The 23,803-nt window shown below is 62.3% G+C and carries 23 protein-coding genes and 1 pseudogene; 12 read left to right on the top strand and 12 right to left on the bottom strand.

Annotation, left to right across the window (positions count from 1 at the left end; all coding sequences use genetic code 11):
- Positions 1-150 precede the first annotated feature (150 nt).
- Genes crcB through EGO55_RS12900 form a run of 7 tightly spaced genes read left to right on the top strand, consistent with a single transcriptional unit; the run spans position 151 to position 4,817 of the window.
- Positions 151-558 carry a fluoride efflux transporter CrcB gene (crcB, locus tag EGO55_RS12930; RefSeq protein WP_040715706.1) on the top strand — a complete coding sequence of 136 codons (408 nt, stop codon included), beginning with the start codon at positions 151-153 and terminating at the stop codon, positions 556-558.
- Complete coding sequence (locus EGO55_RS12925; protein WP_040715702.1) at positions 555-1,865, top strand: RluA family pseudouridine synthase; 1,311 nt, start codon at positions 555-557, stop codon at positions 1,863-1,865. The genes crcB and EGO55_RS12925 overlap by 4 nt, the downstream gene beginning before the upstream one ends.
- On the top strand, positions 1,865-2,473 hold the full coding sequence (locus EGO55_RS12920; RefSeq protein ID WP_021690319.1) for an FMN-binding negative transcriptional regulator: 609 nt from the start codon (positions 1,865-1,867) through the stop codon (positions 2,471-2,473). The genes EGO55_RS12925 and EGO55_RS12920 overlap by 1 nt, the downstream gene beginning before the upstream one ends.
- Positions 2,470-3,132 carry an HAD-IA family hydrolase gene (locus EGO55_RS12915; protein WP_021690318.1) on the top strand — a complete coding sequence of 221 codons (663 nt, stop codon included), beginning with the start codon at positions 2,470-2,472 and terminating at the stop codon, positions 3,130-3,132. Before EGO55_RS12920 ends, EGO55_RS12915 begins: the two co-directional genes overlap by 4 nt.
- Positions 3,129-3,338, top strand: a complete 210-nt coding sequence (locus EGO55_RS12910; RefSeq protein WP_021690317.1) for a hypothetical protein — start codon at positions 3,129-3,131, stop codon at positions 3,336-3,338. Before EGO55_RS12915 ends, EGO55_RS12910 begins: the two co-directional genes overlap by 4 nt.
- Positions 3,339-3,351: 13 nt before the next feature.
- Positions 3,352-4,056 (top strand): ATP12 family chaperone protein, encoded by a 705-nt coding sequence (locus tag EGO55_RS12905; RefSeq protein WP_021690316.1) that lies wholly within the window; start codon positions 3,352-3,354, stop codon positions 4,054-4,056.
- A gap of 17 nt (positions 4,057-4,073) precedes the next feature.
- A complete protein-coding gene (locus EGO55_RS12900) occupies positions 4,074-4,817 on the top strand; it encodes an Nmad3 family putative nucleotide modification protein (protein ID WP_021690315.1) in 744 nt (247 codons plus the stop codon).
- A gap of 6 nt (positions 4,818-4,823) precedes the next feature.
- On the opposite strand, the gene EGO55_RS12895 is transcribed toward EGO55_RS12900, so the two are convergent.
- From EGO55_RS12895 to EGO55_RS12880, 4 genes are read right to left on the bottom strand one after another with little or no spacing between them, the layout of a single operon-like run.
- A complete protein-coding gene (locus EGO55_RS12895; RefSeq protein ID WP_021690314.1) occupies positions 4,824-5,480 on the bottom strand; it encodes an ABC-type transport auxiliary lipoprotein family protein in 657 nt (218 codons plus the stop codon).
- A complete protein-coding gene (locus EGO55_RS12890; protein WP_021690313.1) occupies positions 5,477-6,415 on the bottom strand; it encodes an MlaD family protein in 939 nt (312 codons plus the stop codon). The genes EGO55_RS12895 and EGO55_RS12890 overlap by 4 nt, the downstream gene beginning before the upstream one ends.
- A 9-nt stretch (positions 6,416-6,424) precedes the next feature.
- Positions 6,425-7,294, bottom strand: coding sequence for an ABC transporter ATP-binding protein (locus EGO55_RS12885; protein ID WP_021690312.1), 870 nt, complete (start codon positions 7,292-7,294; stop codon positions 6,425-6,427).
- Positions 7,295-7,296: 2 nt separating this feature from the next.
- A complete protein-coding gene (locus tag EGO55_RS12880) occupies positions 7,297-8,409 on the bottom strand; it encodes an MlaE family ABC transporter permease (protein WP_021690311.1) in 1,113 nt (370 codons plus the stop codon).
- Positions 8,410-8,504: 95 nt separating this feature from the next.
- Between EGO55_RS12880 and EGO55_RS12875 the strand changes: the two genes are divergently transcribed.
- Both EGO55_RS12875 and EGO55_RS12870 read left to right on the top strand, forming a co-directional pair.
- Positions 8,505-11,189: a valine--tRNA ligase gene (locus EGO55_RS12875; protein ID WP_021690310.1), complete on the top strand. Its 2,685-nt coding sequence runs from the start codon at positions 8,505-8,507 to the stop codon at positions 11,187-11,189.
- A gap of 72 nt (positions 11,190-11,261) precedes the next feature.
- Complete coding sequence (locus EGO55_RS12870) at positions 11,262-11,996, top strand: 7-carboxy-7-deazaguanine synthase QueE (RefSeq protein WP_021690309.1); 735 nt, start codon at positions 11,262-11,264, stop codon at positions 11,994-11,996.
- A gap of 26 nt (positions 11,997-12,022) precedes the next feature.
- On the opposite strand, the gene EGO55_RS12865 is transcribed toward EGO55_RS12870, so the two are convergent.
- The 6 genes and pseudogenes from EGO55_RS12865 to EGO55_RS12840 all read right to left on the bottom strand — a co-directional run bounded on the left by EGO55_RS12865 (position 12,023) and on the right by EGO55_RS12840 (position 19,337).
- Positions 12,023-13,075, bottom strand: a complete 1,053-nt coding sequence (locus tag EGO55_RS12865; protein ID WP_021690308.1) for an NAD(P)-dependent alcohol dehydrogenase — start codon at positions 13,073-13,075, stop codon at positions 12,023-12,025.
- A gap of 119 nt (positions 13,076-13,194) precedes the next feature.
- On the bottom strand, positions 13,195-14,916 hold the full coding sequence (locus tag EGO55_RS12860; RefSeq protein WP_040715698.1) for an ATP-binding protein: 1,722 nt from the start codon (positions 14,914-14,916) through the stop codon (positions 13,195-13,197).
- An 85-nt stretch (positions 14,917-15,001) separates the two neighbouring features.
- Positions 15,002-15,721: a TIGR02186 family protein gene (locus EGO55_RS12855; protein WP_052023689.1), complete on the bottom strand. Its 720-nt coding sequence runs from the start codon at positions 15,719-15,721 to the stop codon at positions 15,002-15,004.
- 29 nt (positions 15,722-15,750) lie between these two features.
- Positions 15,751-16,664, bottom strand: a pseudogene (locus EGO55_RS12850) (sulfite exporter TauE/SafE family protein).
- Positions 16,665-16,713: 49 nt separating this feature from the next.
- Positions 16,714-17,931, bottom strand: coding sequence for a hypothetical protein (locus EGO55_RS12845; protein ID WP_021690304.1), 1,218 nt, complete (start codon positions 17,929-17,931; stop codon positions 16,714-16,716).
- A complete protein-coding gene (locus EGO55_RS12840; RefSeq protein WP_021690303.1) occupies positions 17,928-19,337 on the bottom strand; it encodes a glycosyl transferase family protein in 1,410 nt (469 codons plus the stop codon). The genes EGO55_RS12845 and EGO55_RS12840 overlap by 4 nt, the downstream gene beginning before the upstream one ends.
- Before the next feature lie 89 nt (positions 19,338-19,426).
- Between EGO55_RS12840 and nhaA the strand changes: the two genes are divergently transcribed.
- Positions 19,427-20,617, top strand: coding sequence for a Na+/H+ antiporter NhaA (gene nhaA / locus EGO55_RS12835; RefSeq protein ID WP_021690302.1), 1,191 nt, complete (start codon positions 19,427-19,429; stop codon positions 20,615-20,617).
- A gap of 5 nt (positions 20,618-20,622) precedes the next feature.
- On the opposite strand, the gene EGO55_RS12830 is transcribed toward nhaA, so the two are convergent.
- Positions 20,623-21,060: a VOC family protein gene (locus EGO55_RS12830; protein ID WP_021690301.1), complete on the bottom strand. Its 438-nt coding sequence runs from the start codon at positions 21,058-21,060 to the stop codon at positions 20,623-20,625.
- 180 nt (positions 21,061-21,240) lie between these two features.
- Here EGO55_RS12830 and EGO55_RS12825 point away from each other — a divergent pair, with 180 nt between their 5' ends.
- Positions 21,241-21,906, top strand: a complete 666-nt coding sequence (locus EGO55_RS12825) for an SIMPL domain-containing protein (protein WP_084620078.1) — start codon at positions 21,241-21,243, stop codon at positions 21,904-21,906.
- A gap of 93 nt (positions 21,907-21,999) precedes the next feature.
- On the opposite strand, the gene EGO55_RS12820 is transcribed toward EGO55_RS12825, so the two are convergent.
- Complete coding sequence (locus tag EGO55_RS12820; RefSeq protein ID WP_021690299.1) at positions 22,000-22,755, bottom strand: TorF family putative porin; 756 nt, start codon at positions 22,753-22,755, stop codon at positions 22,000-22,002.
- A 242-nt stretch (positions 22,756-22,997) separates the two neighbouring features.
- Here EGO55_RS12820 and EGO55_RS12815 point away from each other — a divergent pair, with 242 nt between their 5' ends.
- Complete coding sequence (locus tag EGO55_RS12815; protein WP_021690298.1) at positions 22,998-23,801, top strand: metallophosphoesterase family protein; 804 nt, start codon at positions 22,998-23,000, stop codon at positions 23,799-23,801.
- The last annotated feature ends 2 nt before the right edge of the window (positions 23,802-23,803 follow it).

Here is a 23,803-nt window from a genome sequence, read left to right as displayed (position 1 = left end):
GGGTGCCGAATCCCTTACAGGAACGGCGTGGTTGGCGGCCCCCTAACGAAACCACGGGAAAATGGCAAGGCTTTAGGCAAGCATACGGTGTCACAATTGCGCCCGCGCAAGCGGCTTCCCCCCACGCCAATCGCCGTCTAAGGCGATGCCATGACAATGCCCTCTCCTATGCTGGCCTCGCTATACGTCACTCTTGGCGGTGGCCTGGGCTCGCTCCTGCGTTACCAGACCGGCCGCGTGCTGACATGGTCGTTCGGCCCGCAAACGATGACGGCATTTCCATGGGCAACGCTGACCGTCAATGTGGTGGGCAGCCTGATCATGGGCGGGTTGATGGGCTTCCTCGCCCGGCATGACAGCGGCGGCGAGGTATGGCGCCTGCTGATTGGCGCGGGCCTGCTTGGCGGCTTCACCACCTTTTCCTCGTTCAGCCTGGAATTGATGATGCTGATCGAACGGGGGCAACCCGCGCTCGCACTGACTTATGCCGCGGTCTCGCTCTTCGCCGGGCTCACCGCTCTTTATATTGGGATGATTGTAATGCGGGTGGCAGCATGAAGCCGATGGCCCCTTCCGATGAAGTACGGCAGTTCACTGTCGGCCATGACGATGACGGCATTCGCCTCGATCGCTGGTTCAAGCGCCATTTGCCCCAGATCGGCTTTGCCACGGTCTCGCGCTGGGCGCGCACCGGCCAGATTCGTGTGGATGGCAAGCGCGCCAAGCCTGAAGACCGGCTGGAAGCAGGCCAGGTATTGCGCATCCCGCCGGGCGGCCACGCGCCGGACAAGCAGCAGGCCACGCGCCGCGAGCTGACGGAAGAGGAAATCGCACAGGCCGATGCGATGCTGATCCATCAGGATAGGGCAGCCATCGTGCTCAACAAGGTGCCTGGCCTTGCCACGCAGGGCGGCACCCGGACGCATAGCCATGTCGATGGTCTGCTCGATGCCTTTGCCCCCGATGGCCCGCGCCCCCGGCTGGTGCACCGGCTCGACAAGGATACTTCGGGCGTGCTGCTCGTCGCCCGCACAGCCGGAAGCGCGGCCTTTTTCTCCAAGCGGTTTTCGGGTCGGTCCGCGAAGAAGATCTACTGGGCACTGGTGGTGGGCGTGCCCGATGTGGCCGAAGGCACGATCGAGGCCCCGATTGCCAAGCAACCCGGCACCGGCGGCGAAAAAATGCATGTCGATACCGAGAACGGCCAGCCCGCCAAAACCCGCTATCGCGTGGTGGATCGCGCAGGCAACCGCGCAGCCTGGGTGGAACTTCAGCCCCTGACCGGGCGCACGCACCAGTTGCGCGTGCACATGGCCGCGATCGGCCACCCGATTGTGGGGGACGGCAAATATGGTGGGCAGGACGCATTCCTGACCGGCAGCATCAGCCGCAAGATGCATCTGCACGCCCGCCGCCTGATTATCGAGCATCCCGATGGCGCCCCGCTGGACGTCACGGCGGAGCTTCCGGCGCATTTCGCGGCCAGCATGGAACAATTGGGTTTCGATGAGGTCCTCAGCGATGCGGGCGGCGGTTTCGGGGTTCTGGCCGACGCCACCCCCGATTCCCGGGAAACGAAGAAGGCCGCTGCCAAGGCGCACGCCAAGCAGTACCGCAAGGAACGGCGCGGTGAACGGCGGCGGCGCGCAACGACACCGGACAAGCCGGGCGGCAAAGGCGCCGGTAAGACCGGGGGCAAGACGGCGGCCAAAACGGGGGCCAGAACAGGGGCCAGAACAGGGGCCAGGTCCGGCGCGAAAGCCGCTGGCAAACCTGCCGCCAGGGGTACGGGCAAACCCGGCACGCGCGCGGCACCACCACGCCCCGGAACGCGTCCTGCTGGCGGCAAGCCACCCAAACGCTGATGCACCCCAACCCCGCCTTTCGTCAGGATGATCGCGCCCTGTACGAAGCCCTGATCGAACAGGTCGGGTTCGGAATGGTCTTTGCGGATACCCCGGATGGCCCGCGGGTCGCCCACACCCCGCTGCTGTCCACAGGCGATGGCGCAATCCAGTTTCACCTCGCGCGGGGCAATGCGCTCACCCGCCATCTGGCGGGGTGCAATGCGCTGGCCGTGATCAACGGACCGGATGGATACGTCAGCCCGCGCTGGTATGCCGACCCGGCGCAAGTGCCCACGTGGAACTATATCGCACTGGAACTGGAAGGCCCCGTCCGGCGCATGGATGCCGATGGGCTGCAGGGTTTGCTGACCGCACTTTCGCAGCAACAGGAAGAGCGTCTTGTGCACGGTGCCATCTGGACCATGGACAAGATGCCGAAGGAAAAGTTGCGCGCAATGCTGGCCGGGATTGCCGGCTTTGAAATGGAAATCCGGGCATGGCGCCCGACGTTCAAACTGAGCCAGAACAAGTCGCAGGATGAAAGGGAACGCGTGGCCGCCGGATTGGAAGTCGAAGGTTCGCCCGCCATCGCGCGATTGATGCGCCAATTGGGGGATGCGCAATGACGGCAGCACCGATCAGGCTGGCGGTCTTCGACTGCGATGGCACGCTGGTGGACGGACAGGCCGATATCTGCGCCGCGATGGAAGCCGCCTTTGCACAGACGGGCCTTGGCCAGCCTGACCGTGCGGCTATCCGCCGCGTGGTCGGGCTGAGCCTGCCGATCGCCATCCGTAAGCTGGTACCGGATGCCGATGCCGCGCTGTGCCATGCCGCCAGTGAGGCCTACAAGACCGCGTTTCGGGCGATGCGGACGACCGGCCGCTTGTCCGAACCGCTATTCCCCGGCATCGCCCCCTTGCTTGGCACGCTGCACGCAGCGGGGTGGAGCCTCGGCGTCGCGACGGGGAAATCGGACCGGGGCCTGCGCAGCGTTCTGGCCACGCACGGGCTCTCCGATCTTTTCGTGACCTTGCAGACTGCGGATTCTCACCCATCGAAGCCCCACCCCGCCATGCTGGAGGCCGCCCTTGCCGAAGCGTTCGCGCTGCCCGGTGACAGTGTGATGATTGGCGACACCACGTACGATATCGCCATGGCCAGATCGGCAGGCGTGCGCGCCATCGGGGTTAGCTGGGGCTATCACGAAGCAGCGGAATTGTTCGACGCAGGGGCGGAGGCTGTCGTCCGTTCGGCAGAGGAATTGGGGGAACTGCTCGGATGACCGATGACAATCAGGCGCGCACGCGCTTCCTGATCATCCAGTTGATGCGCCTTGGCGGTGTTGCGCTGGTCGTGTTCAGCCTGCTGGTGATAAACCATGCACTGCCGTTTCCCGAGATTGTCGGCTGGCCCCTGCTGGTTATCGGCCTGATCGAAATTTTCCTCATTCCGCGCATACTGGCGCGTATGTGGCGCACCCCACTTTGAACGACGAGAGATTATGAAGCGTTTCTATAAGGAAGTAACCATCGCCCCGGATGCAGGTGGCTGGCGCGTGCTGCTCGACGGGCGCGCGATCAAGACCGCGCTGGGCAAGGATCAGGTGGTTCCGAATGAAGCGCTGGCCAGTGCCATGGCTGCGGAATGGGCCGATCAGGGTGAAGAGATCGACACCACACGCTTCCTGTTCCGCGATCTGGCAGACTATGCCATCGACATTGTCCGGGCAGACCGCGCGGCAGCGATCGACGGGCTACTGCGCTTCGCGGAGACCGATACGCTGTGCTATCGCGCCGATCCGGAAGAACCCCTGTTCCGGCGGCAGCAGGACGTGTGGGAACCGCTGCTGCAGGCCGCCGAACACCGCCACGACATCCATTTCGAACGGATCAGCGGGATCATGCATCGCCCGCAATCGCCAGCAACACGCGATGCCCTGTCCGCTTTTCTGGAAACGCAGGATGATTTCACACTGGCGGCCTTGAATACTTTGGCGTCGCTGGCAGCCTCGCTCACGATTGCGTTGGCCGCACTGGAAGACCAGGCCGATGCCAAAACCCTGTGGGACGCCGCCAATCTGGAGGAAGACTGGCAAGTGGAACTCTGGGGCGAAGACGCGCTGGCGAAGGACTTGCGCGACAAGCGCGCTGCGGAATTCGCCAATGCCCTGCGTTTCGCCGAACTCGTCCGCGCGCCGGAGGCCTGAACCGGACTGGCGCCCTCATGCGGATCATCTTCAGCCGCAAGGGTTTCGACAGTTCCGCCGGGGGCTACCCCTCCCCGATCATCGATGGACGCCCCGTTTCGCTGCCCATTCCGGCGCGGGATCGTTCGCTGACCAGCTATCGCGATCGCGGTCTGGGGGATATTGTGGCGCAGGTTACGCGCGGTCGGATCGAACCGGATACCTTGTGCCACGATGACCCCATGTTCTCGGACCCCCTCCTTTCAGGCGGGCATTGCTGGTTCGGCCAGTCTGCCTCTGCACAAGGGCATCTTGCCCGCAATGGCGTGGGCAAAGGCGACGTGTTCCTGTTTTTCGGTCTCTTCGCCGATCCGCAAGATGGCGCGCGCCATCATCGCATCTTTGGCACCATGGAGGTCGCGTGTTTCGGATCACCCGAACAGATCATGCGTTCGCGGGAATGGATCGATCCACCTCGCAGGCATCCGCACACGATCGGCACATGGGACAGCAACAACACGATCTATCACGGCCCCGGCATGCTGGCCCAATCGGCCAGCGGCGCCCTGCGCCTGACGCGCCCCGGCGGCCCGTTACGCCACTGGTGCGTGCCGCCATGGCTGAAGCGCCGGGGGCTGACTTATCATGACAGGGCGGAACGCTGGCCCCGGACCGGCGAACTGATCAGCGCCAGCCGGGGGCAGGAATTTATCTGTGATATCGGGCGCAGTGCAATCGCGCGAACGTGGCTCGACAGCATTCTGGCCGCAATCGCCGCCTGAGAACGTCTATCCGATCCACTGCGCGACTTGCGCGGCGACATCGTTGGCAGCCCGGTTCAGGGCCGGTCCGACCTGATCCGCGGTGGGGCCAATGCCGGGTACCACACTTTCAAACCGGCGCGTGCGAATATCACCGCCCGGGCGCGCCAGCACGGCTTCGTACCGGATAACCACCGACTGCGAACGGGCATCATAGCCCATCATCAGCAATTGCCCGGTCAGCTTGGTCGCGGCGGCATATTGTTCGTCCGCCCCGCCAATCACCAGCCGATCGCCCTTGGCCCGGATCGTTTCGGACAGAAGATCGCGGAACAGGCGGGCGGGCTTTTCCACCCACGTCGCGTTCTGCAGATAGGCAATCTGGGTATCGTCGATCTGCACCGGAATCCGCTGGGCATCCAGTTCGCGCGGCGTGCCCGGGTCCAGCACGGCAATCGCGTTGTTGAAATTGCCACTGGTCGCCGATCCGGCACTGGCCGTCACAGCCGGGCTCAGCGTCAGAAGCTGATCGGGCACTTTACCGCCCAGACTGATGCAGCCCGTCAACGCCAGCAAGGCTGCCATGGCGCCCATGGCCCCTGTCCGCCGCAAGAGGCCTCTGCCGCCAGCCAATGCCATGCGCGTTTCGCGGCTGTTCTCGATCATCGCCTGTTCCCCGGTCATGGTTTGTAATCGGGCAATTGCTGCCCTTTGAGCACCGATCCGGCGCCGCCGCTCTCGATGCTTTCGGTCATGTTGCGCAAGGCGCGGCTTGCCGCCCGAAGATCGCGCAAGGTCGCCTCTGCGGCCGGAAGCGTGCTTTGCGACAATTGCTGCGCAGCCGGACGGGTATCGCGCAAGGTCGCTTCGAGCTCTTCCGATGCCTTCTGGACCGAGCCCATTGTCGTACGCATTTGGGCCACGACCGAACTGCCTTCTTCATTGAGCAGTTTGTCCGTCGAACCCATGACTTTCTCGAACGATGCGAGACTGTGGTTGGCCTGTCGCAAGGTCGCCTGCATTTCCGCCAGGACCCGTTCGATCTGCGGCGATGCATTGGCCAGATTGCCCGTCATGCGGTCGGTATTGGCGAGAATGCCGGTGATCGATTTCTGGTTATCGTCCGACAACAGCAATGTCAGACGTTCCGTCAGCGTGGCGAGACGTTCGAGCAGAAGCGGAGCGTTGGCGAGAATTTCCCCCAGCCCGCCGGGCTTGGTTGGAATCACCGGCACACCTTCCGGCCCCTTCTCGGTGATCGGGGGCGCGCCGCGCACCGCGCCGTCCAACTGCACTTTCGAAACGCCGGTAAAACTGCCCTGCACCGTGGCCGTCGTGCCCTGCAGGATCGGGATATTGTCATTCAACGTGACACGGACGCGAACGAACTGTGGATCTTTCGGCCACAGTTCGATGGATCGCACCTGCCCTGCCGGCACGCCGGAAAATGTCACTTCCGACCCCTTGGCCAGACCATCGACCGCCTGTTTGAAAAAGATATCATATTCATTCTGTTCGCCGGCATTGAGCCGTGCAATCCAGATGATGAACGCTGCCAGCGCAGCCATCAGCACCAGTGTGACAGCTCCGACCCAGACGTGGTTTGCGCGTGTTTCCATCGTCTTGTCCTATGCCCCTTCGCCCAGCCGGTTGTCCATCGCCTTGGCGCGGTCGCGGCTTGCCATAGCCGCGCGTCCGCGCGGCCCATTGAAGTATTCCTGTATCCAGGGGTGATCCGTTGCCAACAATTCCGGGATGGTGCCCACCGCGATAACGCGCTTTTCAGCAAGCACCGCCACGCGATCGCAAATCTCGTAAAGCGTATCAAGATCGTGCGTAATCAGGAACACAGTCAGGCCCAGTGTATCGGTCAATCCGCGCGTTTGCTGGTCGAAAGCGGCAGCACCGATAGGATCGAGCCCGGCCGTCGGTTCATCGAGGAACAGCAATTCGGGATCGAGCGACAAGGCCCGCGCCAGACCGGCGCGCTTCTTCATGCCTCCCGACAGTTCCGACGGGTACTTGCTCGTCGCCTCTTCGGGCAACCCGGTAAGCCGCACCTTGTAGCGCGCGATCTCGTGCCGCAGTTCGTCGCTGAGTTCGGGGTAGAACTGTTTCAGCGGAACTTCGACATTCTGACCCACGGTCAGCGTCGAAAACAGCGCTCCGCCCTGGAACAGCACGCCCCAGCGCGAGCGGATATCGACCCCTTCATCCGGGTCAACCGCATCATCGATCGATTGGCCCAGCACCTCGATCGTGCCTTCGGCCGGAATCTGCAGCCCGATGATCGAACGCATCAACACCGACTTGCCCGTGCCCGATCCACCCACGACACCGAGAATTTCGCCGCGCCGCACCTTCAGCGAGAGATTTTCATGCACCACCTGTTCGCCGAAGCGGTTTGTCAGCCCTTCCACGACAATGGCGTATTCGCCATCGAAATGCACGTTCTGGGCAAGCCCGGGGTCGACCTGCTGATCAACTTTGCCACCCATGATCAATCCCAACCCACTTCGGTAAAGAACACGGCAAAGAAGGCATCCAGCACGATCACCATAAAGATCGCCTGCACGACCGCCATCGTCGTTCTCAGGCCCACCTCTTCGGCGTTGGATTTGACCTGCATGCCCTGATAGCAGCCAGCCAGTCCGACAATCAGGCCAAACACCGGCGCTTTGACCAGCCCCACCCAGACGTCGTGCAGCGGCACCACTTCCTGAATGCGGGTCAGGAATGTAAAAAACGGAATATCGAGCGCCAGATCCGCCAGGAATGCGCCACCGATGATCCCCACAACGGCCGAGAAAAAGCCGAGCAGGGGCATCATCAACACCACCGCCAGCACGCGCGGGACGACCAGCGCATCAATCGGGGAAACCCCGATCGTGCGCATGGCATCCACCTCTTCCGTCAGCTTCATCGTGCCAAGCTGCGCCGCAAAGGCGGAACCCGAACGCCCCGCCACCATGATCGCGGTCATCAGCACGCCAAGTTCGCGCAAGGTCAGTCGCCCGGTGAGATTGACCGTGTAAACCTCGGCACCGAACTGCCGGAGCTGCACCGCCCCCTGCTGCGCGATGACAATCCCGATCAGGAAACTCATCAGCGAAATGATGCCCAGCGAATTCACGCCAACCAGCTCGATCTGGCGCACAAGTGCCTTGAGCGGGAGGCGCGACGGATGCCGGACCATGCCCCACAGGGACACCAAAATGGTGCCGAGGAACCCCACCAGTTCGACAACGCCGCGGCCCCAACCCGTAACCATCAGGCCGACTGCCTCGGGCACGCGTTCGAGCAGAGGCATGCGCGGTGCGGTGATCTCTGCCATGCTGGCGTTGGAACCGACCGCGTCGATCAGACGTTTCGCCTTGTCGCTTGCGCCGGTAATTTCCGCGCCATGTTCCTGTGCGACACGCCAGACCAGCCACGCCCCGATCGTGTCGATTTCGCGAACATCGGTAATATCGACTGCGGCAATAGGGGTGTCGAGATGACGCAGCCTGTCGTCCAGCGGACCCACCGAAGCCACCACGAGGCGCCCGTCGAGCGTGAGCTTCGTGCCACCCGCCCCGTTCTCATCCAGTGTATAGCTTGCCCAATCACGCATTGCGGGGCGGTATGATGGCAAAATGTGTTCGCGGCAAGGCATCGGCGCAGCAATGGTTGCGCTGCGCGGGTCTCGCTGGCAAAGGCTGACCCAGCATGAGCACCGAACTCGACAAGACTTTCGACCCCGCTTCGATTGAGGCGAAATGGTATGCCCACTGGGAAGGAAACGGCCTGTTTCGCCCGGAACGGCCCGACGCGACCCCGTTTACCATTGTCAATCCGCCACCCAATGTCACAGGCTCGCTCCATATCGGCCATGCCTTGGATAACACTCTGCAGGACATTATGATCCGGTACGAGCGTTTGCGGGGCAAGGATGCGCTGTGGGTGGTCGGCACCGATCACGCCGGTATCGCCACGCAAATGGTGGTCGAACGCCAGCTCGAAGCGGCGCAGGACAAGCGCACGAATTACACGCGCGAAGCCTTCGTTGACAAAGTGTGGGAATGGAAAGCGGAAAGCGGCGGCACGATCACCGGCCAGCTGCGCCGCCTCGGCTGTTCGATGGACTGGAGCCGCGAACAGTTCACCATGGACCCGCATTTCACCAAGGCCGTGCTCAAGGTCTTCGTCGACCTCCACAAGGAAGGCCTGATCTACCGCGACAAGCGGCTGGTGAACTGGGACCCCAAGCTGAAGACCGCGATTTCCGATCTCGAAGTGGAAACCCGCGAGGTCAAGGGCGGCTTCTGGCACTTCAAGTACCCGCTGGCTGACGGCGTTACGCTCGATGACGGGCGCGACCATATCGTTGTCGCCACCACCCGCCCGGAAACCATGCTGGCCGATATGGCCGTGGCGGTGAATGCCGAAGACCCGCGCTACAAGAGCGTGATCGGCAAGGACATCCTCCAGCCGATCACCGGCCGCCGGTTCCGGATCGTGGCCGATGAACACGCCGATCCCGAACTCGGCAGCGGCGCGGTAAAAATCACACCGGGCCACGATTTCAACGACTTCGACGTGGGCAAGCGCGCGGGGATCAAACCTGCCGACATGCTCAACATGCTCGATGCCGAAGCGCAAGTCGTGCAGACGGCTGACGGGCTGATCCCGGCGGAATTCCTGGGGCTGGACCGGTTCGACGCGCGCAAGCTGGTGGTCGAACAGATGAAGGCTCTGGGCCTGCTCATCCCGCATGTGACCAAGAACAAGGATGGCGAGGAACAGGAACACGACGCGGAACCGCGCACGATCCAGACCCCGTTCGGCGATCGCGGCGGCGTGGTGATCGAACCCTGGCTGACCGATCAATGGTATGTCGATGCGGCCACGCTCGCCCGGCCCGCAATCGAAGCGGTGCGTTCTGGCGCGATCGAAGTCGTACCCAAGACGTGGGAAAAAACCTACTTCAACTGGATGGAAAACATCCAGCCGTGGTGCGTTTCGCGCCAACTCTGGTGGGGTCATCGTATCCCGGCGTGGTATGACGAGGACGGCAATGCCTTCGTCGCCGAAACCGAGGAAGAAGCGCAGGCACAGGCAGGCAACCGCAAGCTCACCCGTGATGAGGACGTGCTCGACACGTGGTTCTCCTCCGCGCTGTGGCCCTTCGCCACGCTCGGCTGGCCGGACAACACCGACCTGTTGCAAAAGCATTACCCCAACGATCTGCTCGTTTCGGGCTTTGACATCCTGTTCTTCTGGGATGCACGCATGGCGATGCAGGGCATTCACTTCATGAAGGATGTGCCCTGGCGCAAGCTCTATCTCCACGGGCTGGTGCGCGCGGCAGATGGGCAGAAGATGTCCAAGTCCAAGGGCAACGTGGTCGATCCACTGGGGCTGATCGATCAGTACGGCGCCGATGCGCTGCGCTTCTTCATGGCGGCCATGGAAAGCCAGGGCCGCGATGTGAAAATGGATGAAAAGCGCGTCGAAGGGTACCGCAACTTCGCCACGAAGCTGTGGAACGCCACGCGTTTCTGTCAGGCCAACGGGATAACCGGCAGCCAGACGATCACAGCGCCCGCAGCCACATTGGCAGTCAACAAATGGATCATCGGCGAAGTATCCGAAACGCTCGCGGCACTCGATGCGGCCATGGCCGATCTGCGCTTCGATGCGGCGGCCAACACGATCTATCACTTCGTGTGGGACAGCTTCTGCGACTGGTATCTGGAACTGATCAAGGGCCAGATCGATGACGAAACGAAGGCCGTCGCCGGTTGGGTGCTCGACCAGATTTACGTCATGCTCCACCCGTTCATGCCGTTCATCACGGAAGAACTGTGGCACGCGCAGGGCGATCGCCAATACGAACTGATCCTTGCCAAGTGGCCTGAGCCGAAGGCAGCAGTCGATGCTGCTGCCAAGGCGGAAGTCGAATGGCTGATCGCGCTGACCTCCAACCTGCGCACGGCAAAAAACGAACTGGGCATTGCGCCCGGTGCAAAGCTCGAAGCCTATCTCGAAGCGCCCAGCGATACCGCCAAGGCCGCTATCGAACGCAACCCCGCGGCGGTCGAACGCCTCGCCCGCCTTTCCGCGATCAGGTTTGAAGCCGCCCCTGCGGGTGCTGCCATGCAGATCGGCGTGGGCACCGATGTGTTCGTGATCCCTCTCGAAGGCGTGATCGATATCGCAGCGGAGAAGGCACGGCTTGAAAAGGCCCAGGCCGCCTCGGAAAAGGAACGCGATTCTCTGGCGAAGCGGCTCGACAACCCGTCCTTCGTGGAAAAAGCCAAGCCCGAAGCGGTCGAGAAGGCCAAGGCCGACCATGCGCACCATGCCGCAGAGGCCGAACGCGCCGCTGCTGCCCTTGCCCGGTTGGGATAACGGCGTGGCCGGGTCCTGTCTGCCGTGTGATGGCAGCGGGGCCCGCGCGCCTTTCCACCGCCCCGGTTCGTCATGGCACTAGCCCTTGCCACCACCACCCCGGGGGAGCCGGAAATCTTCGCCTCGTTACAGGGTGAAGGCCCGTCGCAAGGGCGGCCCAGCACGTTTATCCGGCTGTCGCGGTGCAATCTCGCCTGCCAATGGTGCGACACGGCCTATACGTGGCGCTTTACCGGCGACAACCGCCCCCACCGCGATGGCACCGCGTTTGACCGCACCGCCAACCAGTTGATGATGGCTGAGGACAAGGCTGCGGAACGTATCCTTGCACTGGGGCAGGATCGCCTGGTGATAACCGGGGGGGAACCCCTGCTGCAGGCCGCGGCGCTTGCCCGGATGCTCGGGCACCTGCCAACCATGCATGTGGAAATCGAAACCAACGGCACCGTGGCCCCGTCACCCGCGCTCGACGCCATGGTCCAGCAGTACAACGTCAGCCCCAAACTGGCGCACAGCGGCAATCCCACCGATCTCGCGCTGATCCCCGAACGGCTCGCTGAATGGGCGCAGAACCCCCGCGCCTTTTTCAAATTTGTCATCGCCACGCCCGACGATATGGCCGAAGTCCTCGCCCTGCAGGAACGCTATGCCATTCCCGGTGACCGCATTTTTCTGATGCCGGAAGGCACCGCCAGCGCCATCTTGCGCGAACGGCAAGTCTGGCTGTCTGACCTGTGCATGCGCCACGGATTCCGCATGAGCGACCGCCTGCACATCCACCTCTATGGCGATACGCGCGGCACCTGAACCGGCCCCGCGCGTATTGTCCGAATTCAGTTCAGCGTCGCGATATCGATCACGAAACGGTACTTCACATCGCCTTTGACCATCCGATGAAAGGCGTCGTTGATACCGTCCATCGGGATCAGTTCGATATCTGCCGTCAGCCCGTGGTCGCGGCAGAAGTCGAGCATTTCCTGCGTTTCCGCGATGCCCCCGATCAGCGATCCGGCGATCGACCTGCGACCGAACACGAGATTGCCCACCGATGGCGACTTGTGCGGTTCGGGCGGCACCCCCACCATGACCATCGTCCCATCCCGCTTCAGCGCCTGCAGAAACGGATCGAGATCGTGCGGCGCGGCAACGGTGTTGAGGATCAGATTGAACTGCCCTGCCTGCGCCGCCATGGCAGCACCATCGCGTGAATTGACCACATGGCTTGCGCCCAGCCGCAGCGCATCCTCGCGCTTGTTCTCGGACGTGGTGAACACTGTCACCTCGGCCCCCATCGCGGCGGCGATTTTCACCCCCATATGGCCAAGCCCGCCAAGACCAACCACACCGACCTTCTGCCCCGGTCCGACTTTCCAGTGCCGCAAGGGGGAATAGGTGGTGATACCCGCGCAAAGCAGCGGCGCCACCCCGGCAAGGTCTTTCTCGTCATGGCTCACGGTCAGGACGAAATCCTCGTCGACCACAATATGGCCGGAATAGCCGCCAAATGTGTGCCCGCCCGAATGCTTGTCCGGCGCATTGTACGTGCCGACAAAACCCGAACCGGTGCAGTACTGTTCATCCCCATCATGGCACGAAGCGCAGGTGCGGCAACTGTCGATCATGCAGCCGACCCCGACGATGTCGCCCGCTTTATAGCGTTGCACATCCGCGCCCACCGCCGTCACCCGGCCAACGATTTCGTGGCCCGGTATGCAGGGGTAACTGGTGTTGTTCCATTCGTTCCACGCAGTGTGCAGGTCGGAATGGCAGACGCCGGAAAACAGGATATCGATGGCGACATCGCGCGCGCGCGGCTGGCGGCGGTCTATTTCCATTGGCGCTAGCGGCTGCTCGGCAGAACCGTTGCCGTAAGCCCTGGTTTTCATGGATTGGATTCCTCTGGGATGAAACTGTCCGGGACGGGCAGCCTACAGCGCGATCCGCATGGTTGGAAGCCGTGAAGCCCACAAAACCCTTGTCACAAACAAGAAACTTCCGCGATGTCTCAGCGCCCCTGCGCGCGCCAACGGGCGACTGTGCGGTGCACCGCGTCTTCATCACCGTGGCCGCTGTCATTCCACAGTTCGATAAACGAGGGATCTTCCGATGCCGGACGCCGGATTTCCTCCAGATCGTCGAAACTGACACGAACCGGAATGGATACACCTTCACCACAAATGATGCATTCCCGGTTACGCAAGGCGGGAATCGCATCGAGGAAGCCGCGCGCGCCTTCGGGCATGGCCGCCTTCACAAAATTCTGGTCGCGATCGTTGTTGAGACGCATCGAAATGATCGTGCCGCATTGCGACAGCACGCCTTCGGCAAGATCGGACGGCCGCTGCGTGATCAGGCCCAGCGAAATGCCGTATTTACGCCCTTCCTTGGCAATACGGGAAAGAATGCGGCCAACCGACGAACCATCGGCGTTCTTTTCATTCGGCACGTAACGGTGCGCTTCTTCGCAGATCAGCAGGATCGGGCGGCCGCGCTCGTCCCGGCTCCAGATCGCAAAATCGAACACCAGACGGCTGAGCACGGCCACGACAGTGGAGGTCACATCCGAAGGAACGCCCGACACGTCGATAATCGAAATCGGTTTGCCATCGCTTGGCATGCGGAAAATCTTGGAGATAAATTCGGCCATGGTGTCGCCCACCAGCATGCCGGAAAACATGAACTGATAGCGGGGATCGGCTTTCAGTTCGTCAATCTTCCCTTTGATCCGCTGGAACGGCGCGCTCGAACTCGCCTTGTCGAGCTTGCCCATCTCCAGTTGGATAATATTGGTCAGGTCCGACAGGAGATAGGGGATCGGTGCATCCACCGTGATCTTGCCAAGGCTTTCCGCCAGACGGTTTTTCGAGCGGGCCTGCAGCAGGCATTTGGCAAGAATATCCGCATCCTCCTGCCGGTCGTTCCCGGTGGAGGTCAGGAACACCTCACAATGTTCCTCGAAGTTCATCAGCCAATAGGGCATCTGCAGGTTGGATACGTCCAGCAGCATGCCGTTGCTGCGGAACGCCGCCGAATATTCGCCGTGCGGGTCGATCATCACGATATGCCCATGCGGGGCGGCTTCGCAGATACGGTGCAGGATGAGCGCGGCACTGGTCGACTTGCCGGTGCCGGTGGACCCCAGCAGCGCGAAATGCTTGCCCAGCATGGCATCGATGTACAGACCGGCACGAATATCATTCGTCGGGAACACTGTGCCGATCTGGATGCTGGTGCGGCCATCGCTGGCATAAATCTGGCGCAAATCGGCATTCGTGGCGGGATAAATCAGCGATCCCGGTATCGGATACCGGGTCACACCGCGCCGGAAACTGTGGATGCGCCCCGTCAGCTTCTCCTCTTCCCCTTCGCCCAGAAAATCGATCCCGGCGATAATCCCAACATTGTTGCGGCCATCCTTCTTCTGCGTCCGCACGCTGGCCAAAAGCCAGCCGCCACCCACGCGAATTTTGATCTGGCTGCCAACCTGCCCGGCAAGGGCAATCGAAGGATCGGCATCCTCCGCACATTCGTTCAGCCGTTCCAGATCGAGCGCGACAAACGAGGAGGATCCGGCAATTTCAAGGACGACGCCAATCGGCTGCGTGGCATTGCCGTTGCCGATGGTGGGCGCGGCCTGACGCACCGGCGCAGCACCTTGCGCCGTCGGCGCGCCTTGCCCCGCACCACCGACAGCCTGAAAGTGATCCTGATTTGCCATTTCGCTCATATCGTGCCCGCAATGCATCCCCAAGTGAGCAATCCGCCTAACCCCGCAAGGTTAATATCGCGTCAATTGGAAGGGATCAGCGCAATCAGATCAAAGCGAAAAGTCTCCCGGCCAGCCAGCCCATACCCACGGAAAATGCCACGACGAGAAGGCCATAAAACAGGGATTGCTGCTCAGCGAACTGGGCGACAAACCGTTCGAAGCCGATTTTGCGGACTTCCACTTTCGCCGTGGCCGACGCGATCACACGCCCTTTCGTAATGGCGAAGGTTTCCGCCGTATAGGTGCCCGTCTGCACACTGGAGGGCAAATTTATGCGCGCCTGATACAGCACCTGTTCGCTCACCACCACGCCGTCGCTGTGTTCGCTGAAAAGCCCTTCGCGCTGCCGCAAATCGACCAGCCCGGCAGAAAAACGAGCCTGTTCCTTGGGGTCGATCGCACCGATCGGCGACAGCTGCAGCCAGTTCAACCCGAGTTCGTAAATCGCAGCCGTGCGATCATCGACGATCTTGTCGATCGGGCGGGAAGAGGCGACGGCAAAGAACGAGGGCGCAGAACGCAGGGCAGTGCTGTCAGCATTGATCCAGATTCCCGCGATCTTCTGCTTTTCCCGCAGACGCACTGCCTGCGTGGGGCCTTTCAGCACCACAACAATATCGTAATCCCGCCCGGCCCGGGTCCCACTGGGATCGAGAATCGCACCGAACAGCAACAATTCCGTACCGGTAAAGCCCTGCTGCACCTGAATTTCATGCTGCGATACTTCCGGCACCAGAATCGGATCACGTGCTGCGCCCAGCATGATCAGCAGGAACAGGGCGAAGACCGCTCTCACAATGGTTCCACCGAATAAATTTCGCTTGGTCGGAAACCCAGCCCGAACGCCATACGCAACGCCACCAGCAGCACGATGATGGCCAGAATCATGCGCAGTTTCTGTGGCTGAACCTTGCCCGCCAGTTGGCTGCCGATCTGCGCCCCCGTTACAGAACCGAGCAGCAGCAGCGCAGCCAGAACAATATCCACCGCCTTGGTGGTGAGCGCATGCATCATCGTGGACGACATCGTCACGAACAGGATCTGGAACAGCGATGTCCCGACCACGACATTCGCGCTCATCCCCAGAATGTACAACATCGCCGGAACGAGGATGAAACCACCGCCAACCCCCATCAGCATGGTCAGGATACCCACGCCCACGCCGATCAGCAGCGGCGCCAATGGCGATATGTACAGCCCCGATCGATAGAAACGCCAACGCAGCGGCAGACTGGCCACGATCGGATGGTGCCGCCGTTTGCGGGGCAGCGGGGCAGCGCCGCTGCGTGCCGCACGGATCGCCAGATAACTTTCGTGCGCCATCAGCCCCCGATGGTGCCCAGCAAGATGACATAGAGGATGTTGATGACGGTATCGATCTGGCCAACCGATTCCAGAAAACGGAACAGCAGCGCCCCGATCCCCGAGCCGAGTATACCGCCCGCAACCATGACCAGGCCCATGTGATAATCGACGGCATTGCGTTTGGTATAGGCGAAGACGCCCGATACGCTGGCGCCCGTCACCTGGCTGGCGGCGGAAGCGGCCGCGACGGTGGGGGGGATGCCGTAAAAGATCAGCAAAGGCGTGGTCAGGAACCCGCCCCCCACACCGAACATGCCGGACAGGACCCCGGTGATCGCCCCAAGTGCGACAATCACCAGCCCATTGACCGAGAGATTGGCGATGGGGAGATAGACATCCATGACGCCCCATGCCGTAACCCAGCCGCGCGCCGGATAAAAGCGCTTCGGATCAGAATCCGGCGGAAATGGTAACGGCAGGGCCGGATTTCGGCTCGGCATCCCCCTTCACCCGGAAACGCCAGTCCAGCGAAACCCGCGACCGGGTGCCCCACATGTCGATCATCGTGCTGGCACTGGGGCCGACATCCAGCCGCGCGGCGCCCTTTTGCGCCCCGGCCCAGATGCCGCCACCCGCCCGCAACTGCATGGTCGCCACGTCAATCAGCGTACGATCCACCCGCAACTGGCCATCAGCGAAGCCCGTCTTGTACATCCCCCCGACATAGCCCCCCTGCACATAGGCTTCCCCCGTGAAACCCAATGGCAGGGCGAACGGCGGCAGTTCGGTATAGGCGAGCACAGCGGGCCGAACCGATGTCTGCCCCTGGGCGCTGCGGAATGCCCGGCCTTCCACGGCCAACATCAGCGGCACGGATCGGAACGGGCGCGCCCCCACACCCAGGGCAATTTCGTTTTCGCGGATGCTCCCCAGCGCCGAATAGGCCCGCAGATAGGCGATCGGGCGATGTCCGTTCTGAGGCGCGATATGATAGCGCAGGATCGCCCCCGCCTGACTGCCGCCATAGGATGGCCTGCCCGATGCAGGCATGACTGGGGATTCGCGCCGGGCGAGTACCCAGGCATCAGCAGACCAGCGGTTGCCGCGCGTGCGCGCCGGTTCCGGCGCAAGGAATGGCGGAGGCACCCCCGGGTCCGCAAAGGCAAGGGGTGGCGATGGCACGGCTGCCCCAGCCCCTGCAGGCAATGCCCCACTGCCGGTCATGCCACCTACCGCACCGGACCCATTGCCCGCCATGGCAAATGCCGCCGCACCAACCGGACCACCCCCCGGCGACGCAGGATAATAATAGACCGGCACGGGAATACGCACCTGCTGGAAAACCGGTTGCGGTATGCCCCCCGCCATCTGCCAGCCCAGCGGCGGGGCAGGATAGCCTGACAGCGCCATACCCTCGGGATACCCCATACCGTAAGGCGGGCTTATCGGGCCGCGAGCGAACCCTTCGGCAACCATGCGGCCATCCGCAGAGCCCGCCGTTTTATCCGCCAGTGCGGGCATGGCGGGCGCAGGTATCGCCCAGCCATCGCGCACGGTCATGTCCCATGCCGGCGGCGCCCAGGTGGCCACACGCAGCGCAACCCAGCCGCCCAGAATCAGCACAAGAACCGACAAGGGCTGACCACGCAGGCTGGTCCGCAAGATCATGCGGTGGGCTCCGTATTGCGGAGCAATGCGGGATGGGTGCGATGCACCGTTTTTTCCCAATGCGGCGGTTCCCCTTTCAGGGTTCGCCAATAGGCGACCAAGGCCCTGCGCCCTGCCAGAATCGCGATAATATTCGACACCGGGATACGCAAAAGCGCACGCATCGCTTCCGTCGTCCCATATTCGCGCCAGGCGAAGGCACAGCGCCAGATCGCGCGCCAGACAAATGCGGCGAAGTTGACCAGCAGCAGCGCCTTCGCCAACGGTCCCGGTTCGGGCAAAACCAGCAACCCCACCGCATCACCCAGCCACAGGATCACGCCAAGGATCATGAAAACGTAAGCCGCCGCCATGACCAGCGCAGCCAATGGCCCACGGCGATCGCGCAAGCGCATCCAGCGTTCGGTCAGCCGCCCTGTCCAGCCCATCCGGTCCCAACCCTGCAATGCAATACCGTGAACCCAACGCGTCTTCTGCCGCACGGCCTCGTTCACACGTGCCGGGAAACAGGCACGCGTGGCGACCAGTTCCCCGTTATCGCCGCGAACCCGCAGGAACGCCGATTTCCCGCCAAGTTCAGCGATCTTGAGGCCAAGCTCATAATCTTCGGTCAGGCTCTGGCTGGCGAAGGGCGCATCGGCCGTGCCGTTACGGCTGGCCACGAGATCGAGCACGTCGCGCGCAAAGGCGCAGCCCACCCCCGCGGCGGGCAATCCTGCACCCAGGGCATCGCGCACGACCATCGATTTCCCATGTGCCTCAGCAAATTCATCGCAATAATGCCCTGCCACCCATGGCGAATCCGCCTGCGGTTCGGGCAGAACCGGCATCTGGATGAAATCGAGCCCGGTCATCGCCTGATCAAGCAGGGGCAAGGCAACCGGATCGACCATGTCTTCCGCATCGTGCATCAGCACCATACGCACGCGTTGCCCACTGCGCCGTTCGTCCACACACATGGCTGCGAACAGGCGATTGAGGCAGTCCGCCTTGCTGGTCGGGCCATGCCGATCGTGGATCACCAGACGCAGGCGCGGATCACCTTGTGCCGCCATCGCCACGGCCTGCACCGTCTGCGGGTCGTTACAATAGCACCCGACATAGAGGCGCAGTTCGGCCTGGTTCCAGACCGTCAGCGCATGGCGCACCGTCGCGCCGATCACTTCCGCTTCGCGCCATGTCGGGATCATAACCGCCGCCACGCCCTTGAGCGGATGGCCCAGCAGCGCGCCGCGATCCACGCGCGGCGTGCGCGCTTTCCCTATGATCCGACGCCACAGGTAATGCAGATCGACAAGCACATCGTCGAGCGCCCCAACCAAGAAAAACGCCCCGGCAAAAAGCAGCAGTTCATAGCCCGCCAACGCCACGACCTGCATGGCGGTGAGTCCCCCAAAGATCGCCATCCTTCCCCCTTATCGATGACGTTTGCCGATCGGGTAATGCAGCCGAATAGGGCTTGCAACGCGCAAACCATCTCCGGCAAAGCCCGCTGATGACAAGCGATGCGACATCTCCGCCGAACCTGCTGAAGAAGCTTCTGGGAAGCGAGGCTTTTCCGGGAATACTTCTCATTCTGGTGGCGATCGCCGCCATGTTGATCGCTAATTCCCCGGCTGCCCCTGCCTACCACCACCTGCTCCATGACACGCTGGCATGGACCCCGGTCGCAAAGCTCGACACCTTGCACCTGTGGATCAACGACGGGCTGATGGCGGTCTTCTTCCTCGTTGTCGGGCGGGAGGTGAAGCGTGAGCTTCTGTCCGGGCAACTGGCCGATGCGCGGCACAGGCGGCTGCCGGTTCTCGCGGCCATGGCCGGTATGGCAGCCCCCGCTGCGGTCTTTCTCCTGCTGTCCGGGGGCGAACCGCAGATCGCGCGAGGCTGGGCCATACCGGCCGCAACCGACATTGCCTTTGCCATGGGCGTGCTCGGCTTGCTGGGCAATCGCGTACCGGCCGCATTGCGGCTCTTCCTGCTGACCGTTGCGATTGTCGACGATATCGGCGCCGTCCTGATCATCGCCCTGTTTTATACCGCAGAGGTGCGGCTTGACTGGTTGCTGGCCGCGCTGCTGATATTTGGCGGCATGATGGCGCTCAACCGCATGGGTGTGCGGCGCCTCTGGCCGTTCGTGCTGACCGCCATCGCGCTATGGTATTGCATGCTCCATTCCGGGGTCCATGCCACCGTGGCGGGGGTTGTTGCGGCCTTCACCATTCCCTTGCGCATCACCGCGGATGGCGCCGCATCCCCGCTGGAACGGCTCGAACACCGGCTTACGGGGTGGAACAGCTATCTGGTGATCCCGGTGTTCGGCTTCGCCAATGCCGGCGTGTCCCTTGCCGGGATTGGCATCGCGGGCCTGATCGCCCCGCTCCCGCTTGCGATCGCGGGTGGCTTGGTAATCGGCAAGCAGGTCGGGATATTCACCGCCGTCGCCCTTGCCGAACGGCTGGGTTATGCCACCCGACCAGCGGGCGCCAGTTGGCTCCAGCTCTGGGGTGTTTCCATCCTCTGCGGGATCGGCTTCACGATGAGCCTGTTCATCGCCGCGCTCGCCTTTCCGCTCCATCCCATGCTGGTAGAGGAAGCCAAACTCGGCATTCTCGGCGGTTCGCTGATATCCGCACTGCTCGGCTATCTCGTCCTGCGGCTTGCGCCCGCCCCCGAAAAGGCGGGCTGACACGCTTACCAGGTTCCGGTGTTTTCCATGCTCGCCCAGGGTTCCTGCGGGGGAAGATGGCCGTTCTGCAGGAGTTCCACCGAAATGCCATCGGGGCTTTTGATAAACGCCATATGCCCATCCCGCGGCGGGCGGTGGATGGTGTGGCCTGCATCCTGCAGGCGCTGACAGGTCGCATAGATATCGTCGACCTGATAGGCGACATGCCCGAAATTGCGGCCTCCGCCATAGGTTTCACCGCTGCTGCCATCTTCGGGCGGCCAGTTATAAGTGAGTTCGATCTGGGCCATGTCGGACTGGCCGGGCGCTGCCAGAAAAATCAGCGTAAAGCGCCCCTGCGGCACTTCATGTCGACTCACTTCTTCCAGTCCGATCAGTTCGAAGAAGCGGATCGTTGCCTCGGGATCAGTCACACGGATCATCGTGTGAAGAAATTTGACCACGTTGAAACTCCATTCGTCTATATTAAAGCACGGTTCATCGAGACTCGTGCAAAGATGGCCGCACAACATCCGTTGGGGAGGCCCCATATAATGTCCGATCCTGCGCTCGACCACCATGCGTCATCGCGTTCTTTTTTCAGCGACTCCACCAATCGCCGCTGGCTGATCAGCGCATCAATCATGGCTGTGGGCCTGATTGCAGGCGGCTACCTTCTCGGTGACGGACTGACCCGGGCCAAAGCGGCCGACCGGTCGGTCACCGTGCGCGGGCTGGCCGAACGCGACGTCAAGGCGGATCTCGCCACCTGGACGATTGCCTATTCCGCCACGGCTGGCGATCTCCCTACGGCGCAGGCCAGTGTTGACCGCGACAGCACCGCAATCCGTGCCTTCTTCAAGGAGCTCGGATTTCCTGACGATGCGATCCAGCCCACTGGCGTCAACGTGTCGAATTTCACCAACAACGGCGTCCAGCAATTCACCGTGCGCCAGCGTATGACCTTGCGCACCACCGACATTGCCCGCGCGGAAAGGGCGGTAAAACGGCAGTTCGACCTCGTCCGGCGTGGCGTCGTGCTCGAGGAAGGGTCCGGCATGGCCTACACCTTCACAAAGCTGAACGATATCAAGCCAGCGATGGTCGCCGAAGCCACCAAGGATGCCCGCGCCTCGGCCCAGCAATTCGCCAAGGACAGCGCCACCAGCGTCGGCGGGATAAAGCAGGCGACGCAGGGCTATTTCTCGGTCGAGGCCCGCGATGGCGACAGCGGCGGGGGCTGGGGCGTATCCGACACGCCTTACAAGAAGGTCCGCGTGGTCACGACGGTCGATTTCTATCTGCGCTGAATCCGGCGACAGGTTCGGGGTCCACTCCCCCGGACACGGAGCGGCCCGCGCATTGCTGCGCGGGCCGCGATGTTGGCTGATGCCGTAAAGCTATCAGAAGCTGTAGGACAGCGTACCGACGACCGTATCGTTGGTCAGGTTCTTCACCGAACGTCCTTCAACGCCGATGTACTGCACACCAACCGTCAGACCGCCAAGCACGGTGGCCGAAGCCCCGATCGACCAGTCAAAGGCCGTCTTGTCGTTGTTGAAACCGTTGACATAATCAGGTGCGAGCGCACCGTCGGTGTAACCAAGGTGTGCCGACAGGGACACCGGCGTTCCCGGGATGCCAGCGCTGAAATCGGTGAAGACATACAGGTTGTCCTGGCTGCCCAGCGAATCCTGATCCCAGGCATAGGCCACGCCCAGCGTTGCGCCGACCGGGCCGAGCTGGCCGGAAAGCTTCGCATAAGGTTCGAAATAGGCCGACGGACCGGCACCCGAATCCTTCGACGGATAGACGAAGTAGGTCAGACCGGCATCGAGCGTCAGCCCCGAAGCGACTTCACCCTTCCAGCCGCCATAAAGGTCGAGTTCCATTTCGCCATAAAGCGGCGTGTCTTCGAGCGAGGACGCCCAGGTCCCGACATAGAAGCCGCTCGAGTGGGCGACACTGAGGCCACCCTGAATCGCGAAATCACCACCGGAAAGCGACGCACCACGGAAACGATAGTCCGTAACGATGGCAACGTTGCCCGATACGGTGAAATCGGAAGGTGCTTCCTCTTCAGCCATTGCCGGCGTTGCGGCAAATACGGCACCAGCGAAAGCGGTTGCAGCCAGAAGGCTGCGGACGGACGTAAGCATAGCAGTGTTCCTTTGTTGTGAACCTGTTGAAACTTTCGTCCCACCTGCGACCCGCCGGATCATCTCATTGCCCCGGATGTTCCTGTGCGGATGTGAGGCGAAGTTGCCCACCGTTGCTGCATTGCACAAGAAAAAAATTCGCAAGGGCACAGGCAATTGGGAATGTGTGGATTTTCTGCATCACATTCATACGCTGGACACACTGTGCTAGATACATGTGCCCCACACACGCAGGCCCCGTCATGAATCCAAGCGCAATAGAAACAACCCCAAAACTTGCGATCGATGCCGGGAAGGCCCGGATTCCTGCGGGGCAAAGGGTCTATGCGATCGGCGACATCCATGGGCGCCTGGATCTGCTCGAAGCGCTCGCACATGCGATAGAACTGGACGCTGCTACCGCCCCGGCGCAGAGCATGGTGTTGCTGCTCGGCGACTTGATCGATCGCGGCAGGGATAGCGCAGGGGTAATCGACTACGTGCTGGCGTGGCAAGAACGCCGCCCCGTGCGCGTGCTTATGGGCAATCATGAGGAAGTGTTCCTCGCCGCGTTTACCGATACCGAATATCTGCGTCGGCTCCTGCCCTATGGCGCGCGCGAAACACTGATCAGCTATGGCATCGATGCCCATATTACCGGGCCCGATGCGCTGCAGCGGATGCAGGCGGCGATGGCCAGCCGCATTCCCAGCCGCCATCGCGAATTCATGGCCGCGCTCGAACTCTCGGCGGTGATCGGCGACTATCTGTTCGTCCATGCAGGGATTGAACCGGGTATCCCCGTTGCTGACCAGAGCGCGCAGGCCATGCGCTGGATTCGCGATCCGTTCCTGATGCACGAAGGGCTGTTCGAAAAAGTCGTGGTGCATGGCCACACGATCCGCACCGAGGTGGAGGAGCGCCCCAATCGCATCGGGATCGATACGGGGGCCTATTGCTATGGGCTGCTGACCGCGCTGGTTCTGGAAGGGGGCGAACGCCGCTTCATTCAGGCGCGCGAGCAGGAGGATGGCGCCATTGCTATTCTACACCGCGAAGCGGCCTGAAA

Origin of the sequence: Caenibius tardaugens NBRC 16725 (assembly GCF_003860345.1) — a bacterium.
GTDB classification, from domain to species: Bacteria; Pseudomonadota; Alphaproteobacteria; order Sphingomonadales; family Sphingomonadaceae; genus Caenibius; species Caenibius tardaugens.
Note: the sequence above shows the minus strand (reverse complement) of the source record. Positions and strands in the feature narration are given on the sequence as shown.

What these genes read in the sequence shown, in the direction of transcription:
- crcB (WP_040715706.1), top strand. Translation starts at nt 151, where the DNA reads ATGACAATGCCCTCTCCTATGCTGGCCTCGCTATACGTCACTCTTGGC.
- EGO55_RS12925 (WP_040715702.1), top strand. Translation starts at nt 555, where the DNA reads ATGAAGCCGATGGCCCCTTCCGATGAAGTACGGCAGTTCACTGTCGGC.
- EGO55_RS12920 (WP_021690319.1), top strand. Translation starts at nt 1,865, where the DNA reads ATGCACCCCAACCCCGCCTTTCGTCAGGATGATCGCGCCCTGTACGAA.
- EGO55_RS12915 (WP_021690318.1), top strand. Translation starts at nt 2,470, where the DNA reads ATGACGGCAGCACCGATCAGGCTGGCGGTCTTCGACTGCGATGGCACG.
- EGO55_RS12910 (WP_021690317.1), top strand. Translation starts at nt 3,129, where the DNA reads ATGACCGATGACAATCAGGCGCGCACGCGCTTCCTGATCATCCAGTTG.
- EGO55_RS12905 (WP_021690316.1), top strand. Translation starts at nt 3,352, where the DNA reads ATGAAGCGTTTCTATAAGGAAGTAACCATCGCCCCGGATGCAGGTGGC.
- EGO55_RS12900 (WP_021690315.1), top strand. Translation starts at nt 4,074, where the DNA reads ATGCGGATCATCTTCAGCCGCAAGGGTTTCGACAGTTCCGCCGGGGGC.
- EGO55_RS12895 (WP_021690314.1), bottom strand. Translation starts at nt 5,480, where the DNA reads ATGACCGGGGAACAGGCGATGATCGAGAACAGCCGCGAAACGCGCATG.
- EGO55_RS12890 (WP_021690313.1), bottom strand. Translation starts at nt 6,415, where the DNA reads ATGGAAACACGCGCAAACCACGTCTGGGTCGGAGCTGTCACACTGGTG.
- EGO55_RS12885 (WP_021690312.1), bottom strand. Translation starts at nt 7,294, where the DNA reads ATGGGTGGCAAAGTTGATCAGCAGGTCGACCCCGGGCTTGCCCAGAAC.
- EGO55_RS12880 (WP_021690311.1), bottom strand. Translation starts at nt 8,409, where the DNA reads ATGCGTGATTGGGCAAGCTATACACTGGATGAGAACGGGGCGGGTGGC.
- EGO55_RS12875 (WP_021690310.1), top strand. Translation starts at nt 8,505, where the DNA reads ATGAGCACCGAACTCGACAAGACTTTCGACCCCGCTTCGATTGAGGCG.
- EGO55_RS12870 (WP_021690309.1), top strand. Translation starts at nt 11,262, where the DNA reads ATGGCACTAGCCCTTGCCACCACCACCCCGGGGGAGCCGGAAATCTTC.
- EGO55_RS12865 (WP_021690308.1), bottom strand. Translation starts at nt 13,075, where the DNA reads ATGAAAACCAGGGCTTACGGCAACGGTTCTGCCGAGCAGCCGCTAGCG.
- EGO55_RS12860 (WP_040715698.1), bottom strand. Translation starts at nt 14,916, where the DNA reads ATGAGCGAAATGGCAAATCAGGATCACTTTCAGGCTGTCGGTGGTGCG.
- EGO55_RS12855 (WP_052023689.1), bottom strand. Translation starts at nt 15,721, where the DNA reads ATGCTGGGCGCAGCACGTGATCCGATTCTGGTGCCGGAAGTATCGCAG.
- EGO55_RS12845 (WP_021690304.1), bottom strand. Translation starts at nt 17,931, where the DNA reads ATGATCTTGCGGACCAGCCTGCGTGGTCAGCCCTTGTCGGTTCTTGTG.
- EGO55_RS12840 (WP_021690303.1), bottom strand. Translation starts at nt 19,337, where the DNA reads ATGGCGATCTTTGGGGGACTCACCGCCATGCAGGTCGTGGCGTTGGCG.
- nhaA (WP_021690302.1), top strand. Translation starts at nt 19,427, where the DNA reads ATGACAAGCGATGCGACATCTCCGCCGAACCTGCTGAAGAAGCTTCTG.
- EGO55_RS12825 (WP_084620078.1), top strand. Translation starts at nt 21,241, where the DNA reads ATGGCTGTGGGCCTGATTGCAGGCGGCTACCTTCTCGGTGACGGACTG.
- EGO55_RS12820 (WP_021690299.1), bottom strand. Translation starts at nt 22,755, where the DNA reads ATGCTTACGTCCGTCCGCAGCCTTCTGGCTGCAACCGCTTTCGCTGGT.
- EGO55_RS12815 (WP_021690298.1), top strand. Translation starts at nt 22,998, where the DNA reads ATGAATCCAAGCGCAATAGAAACAACCCCAAAACTTGCGATCGATGCC.